This is a genomic window from Coleofasciculus sp., from assembly GCF_046539235.1.
Taxonomy (GTDB): Bacteria; Cyanobacteriota; Cyanobacteriia; order Cyanobacteriales; family Coleofasciculaceae; genus Coleofasciculus.
In genome coordinates this window covers 1-23417 of sequence record NZ_JBKHHI010000056.1, presented here as the reverse complement: position 1 = coordinate 23417, position 23417 = coordinate 1, and the positions used below count along the sequence as shown (strand labels likewise).

18 protein-coding genes and 1 tRNA gene are annotated in these 23417 nt (G+C 46.0%); 10 read left to right on the top strand and 9 right to left on the bottom strand.

The window, feature by feature from the left end:
* Positions 1-108 precede the first annotated feature (108 nt).
* Both xseA and ACLFWI_RS07640 read right to left on the bottom strand, forming a co-directional pair.
* Entirely contained in the window at positions 109-1359 is a 1251-nt protein-coding gene (xseA, locus tag ACLFWI_RS07645; protein ID WP_446412434.1) for an exodeoxyribonuclease VII large subunit, read from the bottom strand.
* Positions 1360-1390: 31 nt separating this feature from the next.
* Complete coding sequence (locus tag ACLFWI_RS07640; protein ID WP_446412433.1) at positions 1391-1540, bottom strand: hypothetical protein; 150 nt, start codon at positions 1538-1540, stop codon at positions 1391-1393.
* A 358-nt stretch (positions 1541-1898) separates the two neighbouring features.
* Between ACLFWI_RS07640 and recA the strand changes: the two genes are divergently transcribed.
* Positions 1899-2984, top strand: a complete 1086-nt coding sequence (gene recA, locus ACLFWI_RS07635) for a recombinase RecA (protein WP_446412432.1) — start codon at positions 1899-1901, stop codon at positions 2982-2984.
* Positions 2985-3284: 300 nt separating this feature from the next.
* Here recA and ACLFWI_RS07630 read toward each other — a convergent pair whose 3' ends face one another.
* Both ACLFWI_RS07630 and ACLFWI_RS07625 read right to left on the bottom strand, forming a co-directional pair.
* The gene (locus ACLFWI_RS07630; RefSeq protein ID WP_446412431.1) at positions 3285-4037 is read right to left on the bottom strand and encodes an FHA domain-containing protein; all 753 of its coding nucleotides are present in this window, start codon (positions 4035-4037) and stop codon (positions 3285-3287) included.
* Between the two features lie 176 nt (positions 4038-4213).
* On the bottom strand, positions 4214-4513 hold the full coding sequence (locus ACLFWI_RS07625; protein WP_446412430.1) for a DUF3493 domain-containing protein: 300 nt from the start codon (positions 4511-4513) through the stop codon (positions 4214-4216).
* A gap of 190 nt (positions 4514-4703) precedes the next feature.
* Here ACLFWI_RS07625 and ACLFWI_RS07620 point away from each other — a divergent pair.
* Positions 4704-4775: transfer RNA gene (locus tag ACLFWI_RS07620), tRNA-Thr, on the top strand.
* A gap of 125 nt (positions 4776-4900) precedes the next feature.
* Here ACLFWI_RS07620 and ACLFWI_RS07615 read toward each other — a convergent pair.
* Positions 4901-5326 carry an HD domain-containing protein gene (locus ACLFWI_RS07615; RefSeq protein ID WP_446408934.1) on the bottom strand — a complete coding sequence of 142 codons (426 nt, stop codon included), beginning with the start codon at positions 5324-5326 and terminating at the stop codon, positions 4901-4903.
* Between the two features lie 811 nt (positions 5327-6137).
* Here ACLFWI_RS07615 and cas10 point away from each other — a divergent pair.
* From cas10 to cas6, 6 genes are all read left to right on the top strand, one after another.
* On the top strand, positions 6138-8486 hold the full coding sequence (gene cas10 / locus ACLFWI_RS07610) for a type III-A CRISPR-associated protein Cas10/Csm1 (protein WP_446412429.1): 2349 nt from the start codon (positions 6138-6140) through the stop codon (positions 8484-8486).
* A 63-nt stretch (positions 8487-8549) separates the two neighbouring features.
* Entirely contained in the window at positions 8550-9059 is a 510-nt protein-coding gene (gene csm2 / locus ACLFWI_RS07605) for a type III-A CRISPR-associated protein Csm2 (RefSeq protein WP_446412428.1), read from the top strand.
* Positions 9060-9061: 2 nt separating this feature from the next.
* Positions 9062-10030: a type III-A CRISPR-associated RAMP protein Csm3 gene (csm3, locus tag ACLFWI_RS07600; protein WP_446412427.1), complete on the top strand. Its 969-nt coding sequence runs from the start codon at positions 9062-9064 to the stop codon at positions 10028-10030.
* A 92-nt stretch (positions 10031-10122) separates the two neighbouring features.
* Positions 10123-11184 (top strand): type III-A CRISPR-associated RAMP protein Csm4, encoded by a 1062-nt coding sequence (gene csm4, locus ACLFWI_RS07595; protein ID WP_446412426.1) that lies wholly within the window; start codon positions 10123-10125, stop codon positions 11182-11184.
* A gap of 374 nt (positions 11185-11558) precedes the next feature.
* On the top strand, positions 11559-12848 hold the full coding sequence (csm5, locus tag ACLFWI_RS07590) for a type III-A CRISPR-associated RAMP protein Csm5 (RefSeq protein WP_446412425.1): 1290 nt from the start codon (positions 11559-11561) through the stop codon (positions 12846-12848).
* A 27-nt stretch (positions 12849-12875) separates the two neighbouring features.
* The gene (cas6, locus tag ACLFWI_RS07585; RefSeq protein ID WP_446412424.1) at positions 12876-13637 is read left to right on the top strand and encodes a CRISPR system precrRNA processing endoribonuclease RAMP protein Cas6; all 762 of its coding nucleotides are present in this window, start codon (positions 12876-12878) and stop codon (positions 13635-13637) included.
* 102 nt (positions 13638-13739) lie between these two features.
* Here the strand turns inward: cas6 and truB are convergent, their stop codons facing one another.
* The 3 genes from truB to ACLFWI_RS07570 all read right to left on the bottom strand — a co-directional run bounded on the left by truB (position 13740) and on the right by ACLFWI_RS07570 (position 19488).
* Positions 13740-14636: a tRNA pseudouridine(55) synthase TruB gene (gene truB, locus ACLFWI_RS07580; RefSeq protein ID WP_446412423.1), complete on the bottom strand. Its 897-nt coding sequence runs from the start codon at positions 14634-14636 to the stop codon at positions 13740-13742.
* A 574-nt stretch (positions 14637-15210) separates the two neighbouring features.
* Entirely contained in the window at positions 15211-17121 is a 1911-nt protein-coding gene (locus tag ACLFWI_RS07575; protein ID WP_446412422.1) for an alpha/beta hydrolase, read from the bottom strand.
* A 3-nt stretch (positions 17122-17124) separates the two neighbouring features.
* Positions 17125-19488, bottom strand: a complete 2364-nt coding sequence (locus ACLFWI_RS07570) for an adenylate/guanylate cyclase domain-containing protein (protein ID WP_446412421.1) — start codon at positions 19486-19488, stop codon at positions 17125-17127.
* Between the two features lie 317 nt (positions 19489-19805).
* Between ACLFWI_RS07570 and argF the strand changes: the two genes are divergently transcribed.
* Entirely contained in the window at positions 19806-20723 is a 918-nt protein-coding gene (gene argF / locus ACLFWI_RS07565) for an ornithine carbamoyltransferase (RefSeq protein WP_446412420.1), read from the top strand.
* A gap of 298 nt (positions 20724-21021) precedes the next feature.
* Positions 21022-21627: a transcriptional repressor LexA gene (lexA, locus tag ACLFWI_RS07560; protein WP_446407621.1), complete on the top strand. Its 606-nt coding sequence runs from the start codon at positions 21022-21024 to the stop codon at positions 21625-21627.
* A 66-nt stretch (positions 21628-21693) separates the two neighbouring features.
* On the opposite strand, the gene ACLFWI_RS07555 is transcribed toward lexA, so the two are convergent.
* A complete protein-coding gene (locus ACLFWI_RS07555; protein ID WP_446412419.1) occupies positions 21694-22503 on the bottom strand; it encodes an SDR family NAD(P)-dependent oxidoreductase in 810 nt (269 codons plus the stop codon).
* Between the last annotated feature and the right edge of the window lie 914 nt (positions 22504-23417).

The following is a 23417-nucleotide window of genomic DNA, read 5'->3' as shown; positions in this document are numbered from 1 at the left end:
GTCATTCGTCAGAGTTCAACAACCTTTATTCTCTCCAGGTAGTTGAAACTATTGCCTATTGCCTATTCCCTATTCCCTCTCCCCACCACAAGACTTATTCAGCAGCCCCTAATCAATGATTTCTGTGACTTGAACATTGATTTGCCCTTCTGCTAATTGAATCTGTAATTCTTCTCCAGGAACGAGACTCGCCGCGTTGCGAGCAATTGTTCCTTGTTCAGTCCGCACCACTGCATACCCTCGTTTTAAAACATTGGTCGGGTCAAGGGTGGCTAACTTTTGCCCCAGAAATTGGCAATGTTGAGTGGCTTGACTTATACGCCAAGATGTGGTTTTAACTAATCGCTGTCGCTGCTGCGCGATCGCATGTTGTTCCTGCTGTAGCTGTCGGTTAAGGGGTAAGCGTTGGAGACGATTTCTGAGTTGGTGTAATTGGTTGCGGCAGGTATCCCAATGATGAGTTACTGCCTCATGTAACGCCTCCTGACGCTGCTGATGTTCCCTAATCAGTGTCGCCAATTCTGGTACGGCTCGTTCAGCAGCGGCTGTGGGTGTATGAGCGCAAAAATCAGCCACTAAATCTGCCAAAGATTCATCCCGTTGATGACCAATTCCCGTTAATACTGGAATTGAACAGTTCGCGATCGCTCTCACCACTCGCTCATCATCAAAGCCAACCAAATCCTCCGATGCGCCACCCCCTCGCGACAGAATCACCAACTCAGCCCTCCCGTCTCGCTCAACTCGCTCAATCGCTTTGATTATGGATTCGGGTGCCAAATCCCCTTGCACTTGTGCCGGAGAAAACAACACCGATAACCCCGGATACCGTTGTCGCAGGGTGCGGCGAATATCTCCCCAAGCGGCGGCTTGCGGTGAAGTAACGACTGCGATCGTTTGCGGATGTGTTGGCAAAGGGCGTTTGTTTTGGGCATCAAATAATCCTTCCGCCGCCAATCGTTGGCGCAGTTGATTGTAGCGCAGTGCCTGTAACCCTTCTCCTCCGGGCAACGCCTGCCAAACCATAAGCTGATATTGTCCCCGTTGCGGATAAATCCGGATACTGCCTAATGCAATCAACTGTTCTCCAGATTGAGGAAGTTGCACCAGCTTACTTAGCACAGAGTTCCACACCACGCACTGAATCGATGCCTTACCCTCTAAATCTCGCAGGGTAAAAAACATACCACTCCGATGGCGGTTGGCACTAGAGACTTCTCCAATTACCCAAATCTTCTGGAGTTGGGTATCCTGCTCTAACAGATCCTGAATGTAGTCGGTTAATCCTGCCACCGAAAGGGTTGCTTCTGGGTTATTTGTCATTTGTCCTTTGTCCTTTGTCATTTGTTGATTGTTCATGGTTCATGGTTCATTGTTCATGGTTCATGGTTCATGGTTCATTGACAAAATTCTTCTCTCCCCTATCTTCCCTATCTTCCCTATCTCCCCTATCTTCCCTATCTTCCCTATATTCCCTATCTTCCCTATCTCCCCTATCTCCCCTATCTTCCCTATCTCCCCATCTTCCCAGACGTAGCATGCTACGTCTCTACATGGCTTCCCCAGCTCCCCCAGCTCCTCCGCACCCCTACCCCCACCAAATCCTCGAACTTGTCGATTGACCTAACAATGCTATAGTAGTACCTGTGTTCTATATTGGGGGAGGGAAAATGCTGTCAAATGTTTCTCTCCAGCCCAAGACTTGGGATCAAAACACAGTAATAGTTCGGCAAGATTATGGCGTTGATGAACGATGTCTTAGCATTGACAAATTAGCATTTCCGTGATTTAGTCCCAAAAATCAGGTTCTTTTAATCTTGCAGGCAGTCGGCGTTAAAATAGAGCCAACTTTCTGCACTAATTCTCAGTCCATTTCAATAACAGTTCTTGAGGCATCCATGGCTACCCAAATCACCAACAGTCCCGAAAAGGAAAAAGCCCTGAACTTGGTACTCAACCAGATTGAGCGTACCTTTGGCAAAGGTTCGATTATGCGTTTGGGAGATGCCACCCGAATGAAGGTGGAAACCATCTCCAGTGGTGCAATTACTCTAGATTTAGCCTTGGGTGGTGGCTTGCCCAGAGGACGGATTATCGAGATTTACGGACCAGAAAGTTCTGGAAAGACGACTCTCGCCTTGCACGCCGTCGCAGAAGTGCAAAAGTCCGGTGGAGTAGCCGCCTTTGTCGATGCTGAACATGCCCTCGACCCCACCTATTCATCAGCGTTAGGGGTTGACATTGCCAACCTTTTAGTATCTCAACCGGATAGTGGTGAATCTGCTCTGGAAATCGTCGATCAACTTGTGCGATCGGCGGCTGTGGATATTGTTGTGATTGACTCGGTAGCCGCCTTGGTGCCTCGTGCAGAAATTGAAGGTGAAATGGGCGATACCCAAGTGGGATTGCAGGCGCGTCTGATGAGTAAGGCGCTACGCAAAATTGCTGGGAATATTGGCAAATCGGGCTGCACCGTCATTTTCCTGAATCAGTTGCGACAAAAAATTGGTATCACCTACGGCTCTCCAGAAGTCACAACAGGCGGTAATGCGCTTAAGTTCTATTGTTCAGTCCGCTTAGATATTCGCCGGATTCAAACGCTTAAGAAAGCCAGCGAAGGGGAATATGGAATTCGCGCTAAGGTCAAGGTAGCAAAAAATAAAGTTGCGCCACCCTTCCGAATTGCTGAGTTTGACATTATCTTTGGACAAGGGATTTCCCGGTTAGGATGTCTGGTTGACTTGGCTGAACAAACAGGAGTGATTAACCGCAAGGGAGCTTGGTATAGCTACAACGGCGATAATATTGCCCAAGGTCGTGATAATAGTGTCAGGTATATTGAAGAGAATCCTGAAATTGCTGCGACTATTGAACAACAAGTGCGCGAACAGCTTGATATGGGAGCTATGGTGTCAGCGAATTCCATCAACCCAGATGAAAGCGAGGAGCAAGAGGAAGAACAAGAAAATTTTGAGGAAGATTAAGCTGAATCCTCAAAACCTTGATCAAGGGTGCGTTAGCTTCGGTAACGCACCCTGCTGGTGTGACACAGCTAAAATTGTGGATTAGATTCTACCATTGGATAGGGCGCACGTCTATGCGCCCCTACTGTTTCTGGGTGTAATTCTAATTGATCAAATAAGGTGTGCCATGCCACTACTGGTGTGGCACAGCTAAAATGAACGTCTCGCTCGTACTCCAATCTTTCCTGTTCTCTATTCCCTATTCCCTGTTCCCCGTTTCCTATCCTGATCACAACATGTATTCAGCAAGCCCTACTTAGTTTACGGATTGGGAATTTGCCGACTGAAAAATCGGTCTAAAATTTCTGCGCGTTGAAGGGAATTTAATTTAGGTAAAGCAGGTTCTCCAGATAACTCTTCTAACTTTGATAGTTCTTGCAAAAATTGTGATGTCCCTTTGTGATAGTCCCCTTCAGAGCCTTTGACTTTTGCAGGTAATTCCAAATCTTCATCTGGGGCGTTTCGTTTTGAGGATGAGGAGGCTTCTACAGAGGAAGACACTTTGGAGGCTTTCAGTTTCGCGATAATTTCTGGGGAGGTGGGGTTGAGCTTTTGGGTGTCGTTGCAGAGGAAAAAGTAAAACGCCAGGGTGCTGAGTCGAATGCAATCACCATCTTTAAGCGATATATGCCCGTGGACAGGTTCACCGTTGACATAGGTGCCATTCGTGCTTTTAAAATCGACTAGGTAATATCCTTTGCTTGGCAGATAGTAAATCGCCGCATGATGACGGGATAAGTGGGGATCTGGAATCGATATCGCCAATTGGCGATCGCGACCGATAGTCCAAATTCCCTGAGGTTGAAACAGGGTTTGGGTTTTCCCCTCTACCAGATTGGTCATCAGACAAGGTCGCTGACTTTGAACGATACCCGTGACAAAGCGAACTGTTCGACTCGAGAACGTTTTATGACCCGTTTTCTCAAGCTGGAGGATTTCATCGAGTAAACCTCGATGATACTCGTAGAGCTTCAGGAAAACCTGGTATAGACCCAATCGTTGTTCGATTTCCATAAAACGAGCCGACAATTCCTAAACAACCTAATACCCATTGATGGGAACTTTAACATTCGGATTGGTCTATTGTTTCGGATGAACTCTACAGCGTTAGAAATTTTACCTGGAGATTAAAAGAGGCAGGTTGGCTGTTGCCTAATTCAGATATCTGTCGAGTTCAAGCCAATCTTAACCTATGGCTTACGCTCTGCCCGTTGTTCTAGGCGAAATAGCCAAATCATGAGGGCGACGATGCCAACTTGTAGCGCCAGATTGGGAAATGCTGTCCCCACTTCTCGACCTGCAATTAACTGTGCCAGGAAAACAAGTCCTCCAATAAAGCCAGAGGCAGCAAATGCCCCATAGATAAATTTTCTCAGACCTCGGTAGGGCGCTTTTGCCTCAGCTTTCAGTCGAGCGTATTTTTCCGGACTCATCTGTCGGGATTTGAGGTTCGACTGGGGCTGGCGATTGTTTGGGGTTGAATGGGTCATGAGTTTCGTTGATCGTACCTCTCTAGCTTAATGGTGACATGCCTATCCCCACCTTGGGCGGTGAATTATGCCAAACCTTGCTTTAATATAAAAAAATGTATCTTTGGAGTAACCTGCTCACAGGGTTCATGCCATAGAAGGAAAAAGATGCAGTTACTTGTGCCAAAGCTTGCTATAGTAGTCAAGTGATGCCGGTGTAGCTCAGTGGTAGAGCATTCGATTCGTAATCGAACGGTCAGCGGTTCAAATCCGCTCATCGGCTTAAAACCAGCGCCCAAAGGAAACACCACTCCTCCGGATTTGCCCACACCCTAAACCCTGACTACATTTCACCTGGCTACACCTTTAGGTGATTGGGTATGATGGCTCAAATGAGTTGTACGCTAATCATTCCAAGGTGCTGACCACTTGTGCTAATTCTTCGACCATCGGACTGGGATTAGTGGTGCGATACAAGTCTAAGAATGCATGGTAAAACCATAATGTCCCCTGCTTTCCCGCACTAAAGACTGACCAAATCTCTTCGCCCTGACACCGGGTTTCCATCACCAGCGATCGCGCGTTGTGCAGTTTGTCCGCTAAAGCCACTCGCCGCACGGCTTCTGACCCTTGGCGCACCTTCTCTAAATACTGCTGTTTCCGTTCTCGCCAAGGGGGTTTGATGTCTGTGTCAGATTCGGTACAACCATCGACAATTGCCACGACTTGTTCGCCAAACTGATGCAAGATGTCCTGGCGGGTTGCTGCACCCCCTTGGTCTTCTACGGCATCGTGTAATAAGGCGGCAATGGTGTAACCGCTAGATTTGAACAATTACGATGAGGCATACTTCATTAAGTTTCCATCCCCTGACGGGGAAGAGGTAAGTGGAACCCCTCAATTTGAAACCCTTACCCTGTATGGGTTCTAGAAGCCATTACCGAAGCTTATCAATTTTGACCCATTCAACGGGGTAAAATTTTCCGAAAAAACGGCTGAAAGCTTTACCCAATAAGGCAGCGAAGCTCACCACGGAAGAATCAGGGTTTTAGCCATTTTGCTTGAGCGTCGCTTTTTTGCCCTGATTTTCGGACATTAGCTATCTCTACTAATTTTATGAGGTTTTCAAGGTACTGTTTCTTACCAATACAAGTGAATCGGGTATCCTGATTCCATCTTTGTGCGATCGCGAGAATATTTCTGCCCAGTCTGGGACTACAGGTAATCTAACCCAATACGACAGGAACGTCAACTCAACTCCTTTTCCTATCGTTGATTGGAGTCATCGCCCAGAATCATGCGATCGCGAAAACTCTGGATTTATTTTGCCCCGGTTGATGGGGGGGAGGGGTGAGTTAATCGCTGATTCTGCTTGGGGTCAAGCGTTACCGGATTAAGACGCGATCGCAGTGGGGGATGGTGTTGGCGATGTGAGGGAAACTTAACTCAAATCATTTTATTTTCCAGGTTCGATGTAGGAGAAAATAATCCTAGATTTCGGTACATTATCCCAAACGTGACTGAACTTTTAAGGAGGATAAGTTATCTGCCTTCTGCCTTCTGCCTTAAAACTGGAAATTACCCCTTCCAGGCAGGGAGTAGACTGGGAATCATCAAGAACAGGGAATCACTAACTCAGTTCACCGTGAAAAACACTCCCACCTTAACCCAAAACCATAAAATCGCCCTCGCCATCGTTCAAAAAGCAGTCCGGATTTTGGCAACCTGGACGAATTCACCCCTGGAATTGACCGATGTCACCCTTCCAGAATCCCCTCAAATCGCTGTCACGCAAGCCATCAACCTGTTGGAATGGCAGGAATCCCAAACTCCGGAACCCTTGCGAGTTCTGTTTGACCAGGTGCAGCTAACCCAGCGTCCCTCAAGCACATATTACTGGAATGCCGTTGCGATCGCGGATACTAATCCCCCGATTCCTTATCCTCAACCGCAACAATCAGAGATGGGAGAGATACAGGACGCCATTCGCCAGGTTCTCACTCATCTTACCCCCTTAGACTGGCAAAACCTCTCCTTACTGACTCTCATTTTAGAGAAATTTGCCTCCCATCTGAGTTTAGGTCAAGAGGATGTCGCCTTAATTGACTTAACTCGCGCCACTGTTGCTATAGCTGTCGCCTTAGCTAATGCTTCCACCACTAGGAAACTGATGCTAATCGCTGGAGACTTATCCGGAATTCAAACGTTTATCTATACGATTTCCAGTGATGGTGCATTAAAATCCTTACGGGCGCGGAGTTTTTACCTGGAATTAGTGACAGAAGAAGTCGTTCAACAACTCCTAGACGCCTTGGAATTACCGCGCACGACAATTATCTATGCAGGTGGGGGGAATCTCTACCTTATCGCCGCCGCGACACCGGAAAATTGTCACCGAATTCAACAAGTTCAGCAGCAGATTAATCAGTGGCTGCTTCACCATTTCCAAGGAAACATCTTCCTCGCCTTGGATAGTCAGGAATTTGACCCCCAAGCCGTGAAAACTGCCGAATTTGCCCAGTCTTGGTCAACGGTAACTCAAAAATTAGCCCAACAAAAATCCCGGAAATTTGCCCAAAATCTTGCCGATATGATGCAACCCCGTCCGGCTTATGACCCTTGTCGAGTCTGTCATCGAGATGATGTAGACACCCTTCACCCCCTCAACCCCCATGAACCCGATTCTGTTTTAGCCTGCGACACCTGTCGCCAGATGTTTCAATTGGGGGGCGAGTTGTTCCATCTGGCGGCGATTATCCGTTCCCATCGCCAAGATAAGGGGGAATCGCCCTCTCCAAATGGTTCTAATTCTCAGCCGCTTCTCTCCTTCCAGTTACCCGCAACCGAGGAACGGGAAGCCGTAACCATTGACTATCGATTGTACCCAAACTGGCAAAACTGGAAACAGATTGACCCCAATTTAGACACCGTGTTTCTGGTCAATGACTGGACAATTGACCATTATAGTTTCCGCCATTATCGGAATGCGGTTCCCCTACTCTTAGGAAACTACGGACAACGGACGCAAAAAGAAGCCGAATCCGGGTTTATGTCCGCCGCAGAACTGGCAGATATTGCTCAAGGGATTCAACGAGTCGGTTATTTGCGGATGGATGTAGACCGATTGGGACAAATTTTTGCCCGGGGGTTGGGGGAGAAGCAAACCTTAGCGCGAGTGGCGGGATTGTCGCGGTTAATCAGTTATTTCTTTAAGGTGTATCTTAATAGTTTAGCCCAGTCTCGTCAGGAGAAATTTCTCAGTCTCCGGGATACGGTTCCTGTCTTAGCTAACGTCCAAGCCTTGAGTGAAAGTCCGCGCCGGAATCTGTTATTTATTTATGCGGGTGGCGATGATGTGTTTATCAGTGGCGCTTGGAATGAAGTGGTGGAATTTGGCTTTGATGTGTACCAATGTTTCCGCGCCTATACCGGACACCATCCGGATATTACCTTATCCGGGGGAATTAGTCTGGCGGGGGTAAAGTTTCCCCTGTATCAAGCCGCCCACGCAGCTGGGGAGGCGGAGGAAGCGGCGAAAGGAAATGGGCGGCAAAGTTTGAGTTTATTTGGTCAGGTGTTTAAATGGGAAGAGTGGTTAGGGAGGGTAAATTTAGCGGCACTTGATCCGGAGGTGAGGGAGTATTTGCAACCGGAAACACAACCGCCGTTATGGGGAGTTTTTCCCTTGGTTTACAGGTTAAATCAACATTTAGATCAGTATTATTCCCGCCGTTTTGTCCGTCACCTCTTAATTACTGCTGACCTCCAGGAAAAAATGCTTGACCGAATGAAAGACCAGCCAGAGAAACAGCAGTGGGATACTCGCTATTTCTTACATCTTCCTAAAATTGCCTATACGTTAGCGAGATTACCCCAATCGGTTCTCAATCAGCCAACCTTTCAGCCGATACGAGTCTCGTTAAAGAGTCCTTATAACGCTCCCTATTTCCGGGCTATAGCGACGTGGATTGAGGTGTTAAATCGAGAAAAGTAAATCGTCATTCGTCATTCGTCATTCGTCCTCTGTAAGAGTTTGACTTACCTTAAACTAATTACGATGAATAAACCGCCAAAAAGACCCGAATCTCCGAAAAAATCCCCACCCTCAACCGCCATCCAGAAATCTTCTGGCGTCAAGACTGATATCAGTCCAGACCAGGAAATGATCCAAACTATCCGCCAACTGAAAAATGGACTGCAAGACTATGAAATTCGCCAACTGGTTACTCAAGCCGAAAAACTGGGAAATCATCTGGTTAACCAAGGACTAAAAACCAATCAAATTCGCAAATTTTTAGATGCGGTTAATCGCTTAAAAGTCAAACTCTCTCAAGATGAAACCCAGCAATTTCAAACTATCGAAGATGAAGTAATTCTACTTAAACCCAAACTCGCTTATGCCGCCGCCCGTCAGCAAAGTCGCCATAAAAGTCCGGTTCAACCCCTAGCTGATGTCATCGCTGTCGCCATTGACCATCTGTATGATACCCCTGATTTTGATCGCTTAGTTCAACTCATTGAATCGATTATTGCCTATCACAAAGCTGCTGGAGGACGAGATAATTAATCATGCTACAACCTAGACCCTTAATTGGTAAATTCCGTTTACAAAGTACCCTAGTTGTCAAAACCGGACTCCACATCGGTGGCGGGGGAGAAAATCTGGATATTGGTGGCTTGGATAAGCCAGTGGTTCGTGACCCCCTCACTCAGTATCCCTATCTTCCCGGTTCCTCAATTAAAGGAAAACTGCGCTCAATTTTAGAACGGTTCTATAATAAACCCCTGAATCGGGCAGGAAGCCGGGATACTTATCGCTATGAAAGTGATGATTGGGTTGATGGCTATAGCCAGGTAGATAGTGGTGATCCGATTGCTTATCAAGGGGCGAGAACCTGTCCAATTAGTCGCTTATTTGGGTCTACGGGTGGGTCGAATTTTTGGGTGGAAAGTAATCTGAGGCGACAGGAAGAGTTAGAGGCGGTTGAGAGTCAGAGGAGAGTCGTGACTCGCGAGATTGATGGGGTGGAATATACCCAGATTAAACGGGGTCGAAATCATCCCGCCCGGTTAATTATTCGGGATTGTCATTTACAAGAGGAATCGGCGAAGAAACTCCAACGGGTTGACACCCGATTATACATGACCGAGTGGAAATTTGAAAACGGGATTGACCGCGTTACCGCCGCCGCGAATCCCCGCCAAATTGAACGAGTTCCGGCAGATTCTCGGTTTGAGTTTGAGTTGGTTTATACAGTGGAAGATGTCCAGCAGGGGGTGGAGGATTTACAAAATATTGCCGTGGCTTTGTCTATTTTAGAAGATGATGCCTTGGGCGGACATGGGTCTCGTGGCTATGGCAAGGTGGAGTTTTGTAATTTTCGCTGTTTTTGGCGGGATTTAAGTCAATATCGCCGGGTAACAACGGATGAGGCGATTAATTTCCGATTGCCGTTTTTGGAGTTTGAGGATACTGCGGCGTTGTTGGCAGGGTTTGGTCAACTTTCTCGCCAAATTCAGGGAGAATTACCTGAATAATGTGGTTCGTAGTCAGCACTTTAGTGCTGGAATCAAGGCACTAAAGTGCCGACTACAAGCAAGCAAGTAATTTAAATACAACTCGATAAAATATGAGTCTTTGGAAGTTAGTACGAATAAATTTTGGACGACACCCGGTACATTTTGGTGAGGTAGGAATTGGTATTGAGGAAACGGCGGAACGAATACGTTCAGATACGTTATTTAGTGCCTGGATTACGGCGTATGTCCGTTTATTTGGTACAGATGCGGTGGAGGATTTGTTGGCAGAGTTTCGGGCGTCTCCTCCAGTGCGAATGAGTTCGACGTTTATTTATCAGCAATTGGGGGAAATGGTGCTTTATTACTTGCCTCGTCCCTTAATTCATCCTCGGAATTATCCCACAGGAGATGATTTAGGGTTTGCGAAGATGTACAAAAAGTTAGAGTATTTACCTCTAAATATTTGGCAACGTTGGTATCAAGGGGAAGGGTTTACAGAAGGCGATCGCGTGGAGTTGGAGGCGACGGCTAATTCCGGACAGGGAGGGGTTCCGGGGGATTTACATGAGGCGAGAACGTTTGAGTATGGGAAAACTTATCAGAAGCATAAATTGCCGAAATTAGCTATAGACCGTCTCACTCATGCTACCAATTTTTATCATACGGGGTTGGTTAAATTTGAACAAGCGCCTGATTATTCGGGGTTGTATTTTTTGCTAAAGTTTAGGACAGAAAATCCAGAGTTAGAGAACCGTTTATATGCGGCATTTCAGTTGCTAGGGGAAACTGGAATCGGTGGGGAACGTTCCAGCGGTGCGGGACTGTTTCAGGTGGACTGTTGGTCGGATTTACCCCCAGATTGGCAACAGGTGGTGAGTTTTCAGGAAGAAAATTCTTATTGTTTAATGAGTTTGTTTTGGCAGAGTAGTTTTGCGTCGGAGTTAAGCCATGAATTAGAGAATCATTCCTACTACGAATTCAGGGAACGGGGCGGTTGGATTTGTTCTCCCTTTTCTGGGCAGCAATTGCGGCGTAAAAATGTGAAAATGTTTATAGAAGGGTCGGTTTTTCCCTTTGTTCCTGGTGGAGAGTTGGCAGATGTGACGCCTGCTAGGTTTAAGTCTCATCAGGTTTATCGGAATGGGATTGGGTTGAGTTTACCAATTAAGTAAAAAGGAAAAAGTAAAGGTTATGTCATTTTGTGAGCAACTGTTGCTGATGGGGAGAGAGGGCGCGAGTATTTATTTCTGTCAATTTAATGTGAAACTGTCTACTCGATTAAATTACCGATGGACAGTCGTAGGTTTCACCAGTTTATATTCCCCTAAATCCTCCTTCAAAAGGGGGACTTTGAGTCGTTTATTATTCACATTTTAGGAACAAAATCTTGAGTTATTTATCATTCGCATTGTCGGAGAAAAACTTTGAGCCGTTTATTATTCCCCCCTTTTTAAGGGGGGCTAGAGGGGATCTCTTCTTAAGTAGAATGCTTTCACCCTTCAGCCCTCCTACAATTCTATTTTGCCCTCTACCTTAATTTAATATCATGACTAATTCTGATTCCTCAGCTTTAACTATCTTCAACACCTACAAAACCCAAAATTATGAATCAAAAACGATTGAACTAAGAAGTCCTATCTTACATATTGGTGCAGAAGTCTCTCAACTGAATCCCTTTGAATATGTCCAAGTGGGGACAACAATTTATCTACCGAATCCAGAAGCCTTGGCGCAAGCGTTGTTGAAACAGGGGGGACGGTTTTTGCAAGATTATATGGCAACAATTGAAAATAAAGAAAGTATTACTTCCTTAATTAAGGTGGCTTTTGGTGATGCTTGGCAGGATAAATTAAAGCAAATTTCTGATCGGCGTCCCCTGTGGACTCAGGATGAGGGACAAACGATTTCTATGCTGCGTCCGATGATTCGCAATGGGATAGGACAATTATACATTCCTGGTTCCTCAATAAAAGGGGCAATCCGAACCGCGATCGCGAATTGTTTTCTGAATTATCAGATTCCGCCTAATCAGGGCATTAGCGCGATTGAGTCGGAGTTACGCAAGCGATTGAGTCAGGGAGGGTTGGGGAATAACCAGCAACAGAAGTTTGTGGATGATACGTTGTTTATGGATAATTGGTTTGGCGATTATTCCTTACAGTATCAGGGGAAAGAGTACCATCCCAGTTCTATCCAAAATAGGGATATTTTACGGGCGGTTAAGGTGTCGGATACGTCGCCGTTGGTGAAGCAGACGCGCAAGAATAAGCGGGGGAAAAAGGTTGGGTTTAATTCTCCAGTTGTGGCGGAGGTGATTGTCTCTAGTCATTTTCAAGACTGGCTGGCTAAGTATAAAGCGCCTCTGTATGTAGAAATGGTGCGAAATGTCCGCACGGAGTTTACGATTACGTTGGATCAGGAGATGTTGTCTTGGTTTCACCATAATCAGGGAATTGATATTCCCTTTAGTACGATTGATGATTTACTACGGATTTGTCAGGAGTTTGCCCAACAGCAGTGGGATAAACAGGTTGAGTATTGGCAAAATATGCGAAATAATCGCCATCGGGGGAAGTCGTTGAATTTTGATCGGGTTTGGGATAATTTCTATGTGAAACCGGATTGTCCGTATACGTTGCGATTGGGGTGGGGAAGTGGGTTATTTGGGACAACGATTAATCATGTATTTGCACCAGACGTACAGCAACAAATTCGCGATGCTTGTGGGATTGCTGCACCAAATTTTGCAGCGCCCAAGTCTCGGCGAACGGTGGTGAATTCCCAGGGGGATATTCAGTATGTTCCGGGATGGGTGAAGTTGAATGTGAGGGGCTAAATTATTACCGATTACCTTAATAAAATTATGCTGATTCGTTCAACCTGGACATTAACAACTCATGAAACGGCGGTTTTACCCCGCGCTTATGGGTTGGAATTAGTCAAAGTGTTACATCAACGGATGGGAATGGAATTGGGGGGTGAGAGGATTCCTTCAGTGGCGTTTGCTGGATTGGTGGGATATTCGCCACCGAGTCAGGGGTTTGTTAGTTTCTATCCAGGAGAATTTTACCAGCTATCGTTATCAGGATTACAGGAAAAAGCGGCAAAAGCGATCGCGTCTCTGTGTCTGGAGTCTGTGGAGTTCCTAGGGGCGCGGTTTACGGTGGTGAATCGCCAGGATGAGAGGAGTTGTTATGAACAGCTTTATACGAGTTTTGTGGCAAATGAACCGGAACCGATGCGGCGGTTTGAGTTGGAGTTTACCACGCCCACAGCTTTTGCCCAGCAGCGGCTTTATTTACCCTTTCCTCTACCGGCTTTGATGTTTCGCAGTTGGTTGGAACGCTGGAATCATTTTGCCCCGGTTTATTTGGGAAGGGATGAGTTGATCGGGTATTTGAGTGAGTTTGTCATGGTTCAGCGTCACCAGATTAAAACGCGATCGCTTCAGTTGCAACGCGGGTATGTGAATGGCTTTGTTGGCGATGTCAGGTTACAGGTTTTGAAGGGGACTGATCCTTTGTTGGCAAATGTGGCGAGTTTATTGGTTCATTATGGTCAGTTTGCGGGGACTGGGGTGAAGACGCGATTGGGTATGGGGCAAATGTTTCTTAAGTTTGGATAGAAAATCCTCAACTTGATTCAAACGCTCAACAATTTTTAATAGATTTGCCATTATGAATCGGGTTCACTTAAAATAAAAAGTAAAATGCCTTTTCCTAATACCTCAATCTGCGAAAACCATCTTAGGTGCAAGCAATACCTCACCGCCTGATTCAATCACCTGAGTAATACCCATAAATGTGCCATTTTCGTGGTGAACTCGCCGGATATTGGCAGCAGAATCAGTCGAGGCGTCTTGATATATAATACGTTGACCCTGACACCAACGACGAGCCTCGTCTGGCGATAAAGTAATCCTAGCTAAATGCTCTAACGCGGCTTCGGGTGGAATCGGATTAAAGGTTTCGGCTTGTACCTGTGCTGCAAATTCTTCTAAGGTTAAGCTATGGTCTAACTTAAATCCACTGCTTTGGGTACGAATCAGAGACGCTAACGTTCCACCAGTATTGAGAACCTCTCCCAAATCACGGGCAATAGAGCGAATATAGGTTCCCGCACCACAGGCGATTGCCACATCCAATTCTGCCAATTCCCCTGGACGCCACTCTAATACCTCAATCTGATACACTTCAACCTGGCGCGTGGGAATTTCCGCTGTTTGACCCGCCCTCGCTAAATCATACAGCCGTTTCCCCTGAACCTGAACGGCGCTGTACATCGGGGGAACTTGCTCGATTTTTCCCTGAAACTGTTGCAGGAAAGGCACAATTGTCTCTAGGGTTAACCCAGAGGCGGAGGAAGTCGCCACCATGTCTCCCTCTAAATCATCGGTTGTTGTTTTCACCCCCAACCGAATCGTCGCCTGGTATGCCTTCTCTGAGGTCATATACTGTAACAATCGGGTGGCTTTACCTAGTGCGATCGGTAAAACCCCCGTAGCCATTGGATCTAAGGTTCCCCCATGTCCCACTCGCTTCAGCCGCAGTAAACGCCGCACTTTCGCAACACAGTCATGAGACGTGAATCCAGCCGATTTGTTTAAATTCAAAAATCCTTGCATTCGTCAACACAGATTACACAGATAACAATGACATTCTCCAGAAGACTCAATCGTGAATAACACAGATTGTCACAGAGAACTTAATCATTTCCCCAACAATCTAACTTTGCCCCCTCACCACTAACACCTCTGTGAAATCAGTGCGACTAACCTCTCCCACCCCACCCCTACCATTTATATAAATCCGTGCAATCAGTGTTCCAAACAAACAACAACATTCAAACAATACTGGCTGAGTGATTTCCTCCTTTGGGCAATGAAACTTGAAGTGGTACTGATCAATCAATTATTCAGTTACGCAGCTTCCTAGATTCTATTTGAGGAAATGTCAACGTTCTCGATGAATGTTGCTGTTGTTATGGTGTTTGTTGCTATCTTCTGATGAGACAGATATTAAATGAGACAGGTTTTTTATTCCTCCTAACTTCATTCCACATTTGTAGACTAAGCTGTTTTATCTGTCGCCAGAAGTTATTTAGCTTTATATTCAATTTAGCACGTTCTCTGAGATAGGCAACCCCTTGATAGAGTCTTTTATATTTGTTTAAAAACGACAAAATTTTGAAACATAAGTTTACGGAAGCGGAATCAAAAGCGGTGCCTGTGGTGAGGGCGAAGAGTTTGGCGGTTCATCCGTCTGTTCAGAAAGCTGATTTAGACTTAAAGACTCGACTAAACTCAATGGCATGGCGTCTTGACTGAGGAATTGTGCATAAGCCGCATTCAGATAACGCTGATATTCCGATTGACCCGCGATATAGACTTCAAAAAAGGCAAGACTCAACGCCTGGGTATAAGCACGCCCGATCGCGGGATCAGGACCGATCACTTCTGGTGGCAATTCTACCGCCGTTGTCGAAACTCCCAGGTTAGAGAAGTGAGTACCTTTATTCAGCAACGCCAGATACTTATTCGCTGTGGTTAACCAAGTAAAGGGTTGAATCTGTTCGGGGAGGGCGGGTGCTACGGTATCATTACTCCCGGATATTAGCATCAGGGGGATTTGAATTTGAGCAAACTCTGATTTGCCAAAGATAGCACTCCCCACCGGATTAATTGCGATCGCGGCTTGAATACGCCGATCACGAAAGTCATAGTCCGCCAAGGGTAACTCTAATGCCCGACATTGCAGCAGCAGTGATACATTTAAGGAATCTTCTGACTCACCACAAACTTGCTGCAATCGCTCAAAATTAAGTTCAGCACCCGCTAGCGCCAAGGTTGTGTAACCACCAAAGGATTGACCCAATACGCCAACATGATCCAGATCTAACTGTCCTCGATAGGATTGTTCCAGTTGATCCAATAAAAAGGTAATATCCAAGGGACGGTCAATGAATTCTGACGGTGGCGTCACCTCACTGGCTAGTCCTCGACTCAGGGCTTGTAATTGTTCGGCATTACTACCAGGATGTTCCGGTAGGGCTACGGCAAACCCATAAGACGCCAAATGTTCGGCTAAATATTCAAACGTCATCCGATCAGAACCGAGTCCGTGGGAAATTACAATTAGGGGAGTTAATCCTGCCCCAGCCGATATCGAAGACGGTAAATACAAATCCACCGGAAATCGGCGTCCGCGACTGGGATCACTCAATGTCAGGGTTTGTTGAGAATAGGCAATAGGTCCCGGTTCCCGCAAATCAGGTAATTCGGAAAAGTCGGGTAGCATTTGGGGAAACAGTGACTCAATCTGGGCTTGAACTTCCGCCATCGCCTCCTGATTCACCCCGGCGATCGCTTGTTGGGTTTGCCGACTTAACCGAGATAGTTCTTCAATGATCTCAAAACTCCGGGCAGAGTTAATCCTTATACCATAAGTGGGAAACTCCCGCAGTACATTTAATAAGGTTAGCCCCCCCGGTTCAGCCGCCGCTTTGATTAATGCCGCCCGAATCGCATAGAATCCCTCTTGACCGGCTTTAGTTTGAATCACTTCCCCCAACCGTTCCAATATGGCTTCCCCTTGAGGCGAATAGAGAAACTGTGCGATCGCGACTGGACTCACATCGATGGGGGTAACTAAAACTTGCCGTAACCGTTCTAACTGTTGCGGTTCCACATGGTTAGCATAAAACGCCAATTCTGGCTCAATTTTACCCTCGGTGGCGTAAACTTCCAGTGCCGCAATGGACAGAGAAAATTCTAAAGGACCATAGGGAATATAGATTTTCGTCGCGCCCTGAACCGGAGTCGCCATAACCACCATTCTCAATAGGGCGGTTGAAACCGCAGCTACACAAACTAAACCCACCTTTGCGGGTTGCCAAACCCTTAATTTTCTGTTAGTCCGCCCAAGCAGACTTGGTTTCGTCTGGTTCCACGATTTCCACTCGTTCTGGTCAGGTGCAATACCTGAGTCTAAATTATTATTATCATTTGCTTCTACCTTACCACCTTGTTCCTTTCCTTCTGCCCTCGCGCTGAAGCCATCTGCCTTCGGGAATTCCTCTACCTTCAAACAGCATTCTGTCTTACTTTTCATAATTTAAAATTGATATCTCTTGCTATTAAAATCATCCCATTGCCCCCACCTCCATAGCTTGTGGAACTTGCGGCAACGCTTCATGTAGAAGAGAGCCGTTTTATCCTGATTATTTTCTTGACAAATCTCTTTAAATATTTTATAGCCCTCGGCAAATTTTCGGCTATAAAAAAGATGAATACCCAACTCAAACTTGCCTCGATGCTTAATTTTCAGATTAACCGACATCAGGGGTTCACCATCAAAAGCTTCAAAGACAGAGACGGCTTTTTTCCGTCCTTTAACCGGAACTTTCCCTAAAAATCGGTAATTATAGCTTAACGGATTATCCAGACTCAGCAAAAACTTTTCACTAAAGATAATCGACGCGCCAAAAATCTTCGTCAATCCTTCCAAGCGAGATGCCAGATTCACTGCATCAGAAATGACTGTTGCCTCCATCCGTTGTTCTTCTCCAATGGTACCTAGCATTAGACTACCATTATGGAGTCCCATACCCACTGAAATCGGTAGACTTCCGTTTTCTTCCTGCTTCCCGTTATAGATGGCAATCTGTTTTTGCATTTCAATCGCCGCGTCTAATGCTTCTTCAGCTTTTTCGGGAAAGACTGCCATGATCGCATCCCCGATGTACTTATCCACAAAACCATTGTGCTGACGGATGGTGGGGACAACTTTCTTAAAATAATTGTTGATGAAATCAAAATTTTCCTGGGGCGACATTTTCTCAGATAGAGTGGTAAATGAACGAATATCGGCAAACATAATCGTCATATCTCGTTGAACGCAATCCCCCAATTGAGCCTCACCGAGGTTGGTATAACCTAAAATTTGGAGTAATTTAGGCGGGATGAAGCGGTCGCAGTTGGCATTGATCTGGTTTAGTTTCAGATAAGGATTAATTCGAGCAATCATCTCATTGGGGTTAATCGGCTTCGTCCAATAATCATTGATCCGGTAGCTCCATATTTTTTGCCAGTCTGGTTGTTTTTCTTTATCGTCAACGAGGATAATCGGCAATTCATTGGCTGAGAAAAAAGTGCGAATTTTTTGACAAAGTTCATAGCCATCCATGGGAGGAATTGCGGCATCCACAATCAGCAAGTTAGGCTGAAAGCCTTTTTCGATTTCCGCTAAAGCTTGACTGCCATTAGATACTCGTTTGACGCTGTAATTGGGAGAAGCTAAAAATAGCTTGAGCAGGGGTTGCCAATTGGTCGATTCATTGTCTACAATTAAAATCTTGAATGATTGGCTAAAAACCGGAGAGGTTTTAAATTTGGCTGGTATTTTATGGGTGGGTTTTACTAGAGAGAGAGAGTTTTTACCAGACGCGGCTAATCGGATTTGTTGATTTCCAGAAATGGGTAGCGTCAAAATAAAGCGAGAACCCTGATTGCCGATTGATTCAACCCGTAGTTGACCGCCATTGAGTTCGACTAGACGTCGGGTCAAGATCAATCCTACGGCGGTACTACTGTACTGTTGGATGGTGGCACTATAGGCATTTTCTAGTAATTGCTCTGCCGGAATAGTGATGCCGATATCAGCGATAGTTAGTTTTAATTGATCAGGGGTGATCTTTGCTGAAACGTCGATCGCGCCTTGTTCGGTAAACTTAATCATGTCAATGATTAAGTTATACAAAATTTGCTGCAATTGATCGGAATCAGCCTTAAATTGGGGGAAATCGACAGCGATGGAGTTGCGTAATTGTAAATTTTTTTGCCGGATTAAGGGTTGACAAAGCTCTAACAGGTCTTGAGTGATGGAGCGTAGATCGACTGACGAATTGAGAGATTGAGGAGGATTGGGCTTGAAGCTGAAGGCATCGAAAAGGGTATCGGTAAAATTGACAACCTGCTTAACTTTTGCCATCAATGCAGAAGTGCTAGGATTTGACTCCTGTGAAAGAAAATCAAGGTCTTGATCAGATAAATATTCAGCGATTTCCTGGAGGCGATCGCGAAAGGGTGGTTGTTGGTTAACGGGCTGGTTGAGAACAGGGGGGGTGGTATCTTTATTAGTGGTTAAGGCTTGGTTCGTGGCGAATTGGGCAGCGATGATTGAGGGGATGCGATCGCCGGATTGTCTTATGTTGGGGTTATCCTGAAACGGGAGCGAGGTGGGAAGCTCACCAAACCGAGGGTTTTTGGTATTATCTTGCACAGTAGAAAAAGCCTTAATCAATCCTAAGGCGATCGGGAGTGCCAAAATTAAACTCAGACTCACTAAGCTCAAAACCAGCCAGAGGAGTTTCTGAGTGGGATAGAATTCTTCAGTAAGATACCCAGATGCCAGATAGAAAAAACCAAGATTGGTACTAATAATGGCAACGACACAGAGAAGGATGACGGAGCGTTTCATAAGGTTTAGAATTTAGGATGGTTAAATGCATCGATTTAATCAAGTCAATGCCAACTCACGGAATCTACGGGGGATCGAGAGTTGGTATTGGTGATCGGTTCTCAACGCTTCCGAAAAAAAAACTATTATTTTACATCATCCGCCTCAAAATTAAACTGATCCGATAAAAATCTGCTAAATTTTTAGCACGGTGCTTCTTGCCAAAACCTGGGTAGCCGTAGGAGACTGACATCGGTAAAAATTGGTGCTGGGTGAGATTACCTCAGCCAACGTGCTTTCTGGCAAGCGCCGATCCACTGAGTCATCGGAGAAGGAACATGACGGCATTACAAGGACGAGACGTGTTAGGTTTAGCTGACCTGAGTGCGGATGAAATTCACGAACTGTTGCATCTAGCTACCCAGTTGAAAACCGGTCAGGTTAGCCTGCGATGCAATAAGGTGTTAGGGCTTTTGTTTTATAAGGCATCGACCCGAACCCGAGTCAGTTTTTCGGTGGCAATGTACCAACTGGGGGGTCAAGTGATTGACTTGAACCCCAATGTCACCCAGGTGGGGAGGGGAGAACCTGTGGTAGATACAGCCCGGGTCTTGGATCGGTATCTGGACATCCTGGCAATTCGCACCTTCGAGCAAAAAGAACTAGAAACATTTGCGGAGTATGCTCAGATTCCGATTATCAACGCCCTGACTGACTTAGAACACCCTTGTCAGGTCTTGGCAGACTTGTTGACCATGCAAGAATGCTTCGGCTCATTAGCGGGTACGACGGTAGTGTACTTGGGAGATGGTAATAATGTGGCTCACTCACTCATGGTAGGATGCGCCCTCATGGGGATGAATGTCAGAGTTGCCACACCATCAGCTTACCAACCGAATAGTTTAATTGTAGATCGAGCTAAACAACTGGCGGTCAACAGTGAAGTGACGATTACGGATGATCCAAAGGCAGCCGTTAAGGACGCTAATGTGATTTATACCGATGTCTGGGCAAGTATGGGTCAGGAGGCGTCAGCCGATGCGCGAATTCCGGTCTTTTTACCGTACCAGGTCAATGAACAACTGTTGAGTTTAGCGGCAAAGGATGCGATCGTGTTGCACTGTTTACCCGCCCACCGAGGCGAAGAGATTACCGAAGCAGTGATGGAAGGTTCGCGATCGCGGATTTGGGATCAAGCCGAAAACCGGATGCACGCCCAGAAAGCGTTACTGGCTAGTCTTTTAGGCGCTGATTAAGCCAGCAGAGGGGATGGTTAAGTCGGGGCGGGTTTACTTGTATCTGGGTGAGGTCAAAAACGTTAATAGGGAAACCCGCCCCTACATAAAACTGATTAAACATTGCTTTTAACCGGACAATGATAGGACATTCGTACTACTAATGTCCTATAGTAAATAGTATTCGTTGAGTTGAATAATGGGTTTCAATTTAACCCAAACAGGGCAGATTGACTGCCATAAAGACTGGCAAGTCGAATGGTTGAACCATCTGCTTGACAACCTGTAACGTCAAAACAAGAGTGTAATTTGTAAGATTATGGAACCCCTCACCCAAGCCCAAAAAGAACTCTATGATTGGCTGGTTGATTATATTCAAACAGCCCAACACGCGCCCTCAATCCGGCAAATGATGCGGGCGATGAACCTGCGATCGCCAGCACCGATTCAGAGTCGGCTCGAACATTTACGCAATAAAGGCTACATTGACTGGACAGAAGGCAAAGCCCGGACAATTCGGATTCTGGGTAGTACCGTATCGGGAGTCCCTGTACTGGGTGCGATCGCGGCGGGGGGTATGGTTGAACCCTTTACCGATGGGATGGATCGGATTGATTTATCCGGTTTATTCACCCAACCCGGTAATTTTGCCCTGCGGGTTACAGGGGATAGCATGATTGAAGCCTTAATTCGAGAAGGGGATTTGGTGATTATGCAGCCTGTTCCTGAACCTGATCAACTGAAAAATGGTCAGATTGTCGCCGCTAGAGTCGAAGGATACGGTACAACATTAAAACATTTTTATCGGCAAGAGGATATGATCACCCTGCAACCTGCTAATTCTAATTATCCGCCCATAGAAGTGGAAACAGAAAAGGTAGAGGTACAAGGTGTATTAGTCGGCGTCTGGCGTAGTTTTGAGTAGGGGCTTGGTTACCAAGCCCCTACTTGGTTACCAAGCCCCTACTTATCCACAATTGTCCGATTCGGCTCAACGATGACTGGGAACCACAGGAGGTAATGCACCCGTTCGGGAGAGAGGTGCCGCCATTTTTAATACCTTCTCCATCAGCCACGGCGCAATCCGACTGCACCACACGGCTAAATGACTTTGCCATCCCACCAGGATTTCCGGTGAATCCTTTTGCAGTCCCGTAACCATGGCTTTGGCTACCTGCTCAGGTGTCATGGGCATGACCCAGCGAAATAGCTGTAAACCCCGCACCATATCAGTATCCGTGAGGGAGGGGAGCAAGGCAATCACCCGGATATTATAGGGTGCTAGTTCGCCCCGCAACGCTTGGGTGAAGCCTAAAATCGCAAACTTGGTGGCGGAATACGTCGCCATTGTCGGCGCGGCGACTTTGCCCATTAAACTGGAGACGTTAATAATGATCCCTTGGCGTTGAGCTGCCATCCGTTTGGCAAGCAGACGGGTAATCGTGTATAATCCCATCAAGTTAATTGCCAGCTCCTCCTGCATCTTGGGCAGTTTCGCGTTTAAAAATGGAGTTTGATGGGCAACGCCAGCACAGTTAACCAAGATGTGAATCGGTCCGTAAGTGCGCCAAGCGCGAGCAATTGCCACATTGACGTCTACCAGTTGGGTTAAATCTAACGCCAAAATAGCGACTTCGACTCCTAAATTTTCAATCTCCGTCGCCACGGCGGCTAAACGTTGGCGATCGCGTGCAACTAAGACTAGGCGCTTAACACCTTGTTTAGCGAGTTCGAGGGCGATCGCGCGACCAATTCCCCGCGATGCTCCGGTAACCAAAGCAGTCTTTCCTTGAATATTCATGGCAAAAACCTCATTCTTGTTGAGTCTCACTCGGTTTTTTCCGACTATTCATGCTCAGGGGTACATAACTCCTCCTAACCGCCTCAGCATGAGGTGAGACATAAGTAATCAAAATGTTGGATTATTTCTGTCGTTGCACTAAAACTTTGAAGAGTAGGACTTGTTTCACGCTGCGCCATTTTTTAAGTGAATTGGCGAGTGATCTGGCGATGAAACAGTAATCAAATCTTTGAAATTAACGGGTTCTATGAAAAGCTGACCCGTGAGTCGAACATGATCTCCAGTCATGCGGTAACTGCAAAGAGTGAATCATGATCATGATATGTCTCCAGTGGAACTCGGTGAATGTGGAAGCGTGAGTTGTTGATCGAGTGTCCCGATACATATCTGGTTGGTAATTCGCTAAATCAGCCAACCACCTGACCGTCAAGATAAACGCAGTGCTTATACAATTAGCCTCCTATAGACTAGATGAGCTTCTACCAGAATCGACTCATTACGCATACATTAGCAATTCTTTCAAGACAATGGCAATATTTTTTAATAAATTCCTTGTAACATTTGTTTACAAACAGTGAAACCTTTGTCCAGATTGACCTGTAGCTGGATTAACCCTTGGCGAGTACAATGAACAATCAACAAGAAATTATCAACTGATGAGATCATTGATAACTTTTTTCGCTTCTTGACAACAACTGTGACAACAAGTACCTAGTTATTGGCAGTAACCTGGTGTACTGCACTAGAGCGTCGGTCATTCCGAGAAACCGGGTTTCTCATGAGGATAACAACGAAATATCAAGCTTTTACCCAAAGAAACCCGCTTTCTTGACCGATATCCTAGAGATGCCAACTATAAAAAAAAGTGACGATAGTAAAACTAATCGTCACGGATTTGATCAAAACCATTTCAT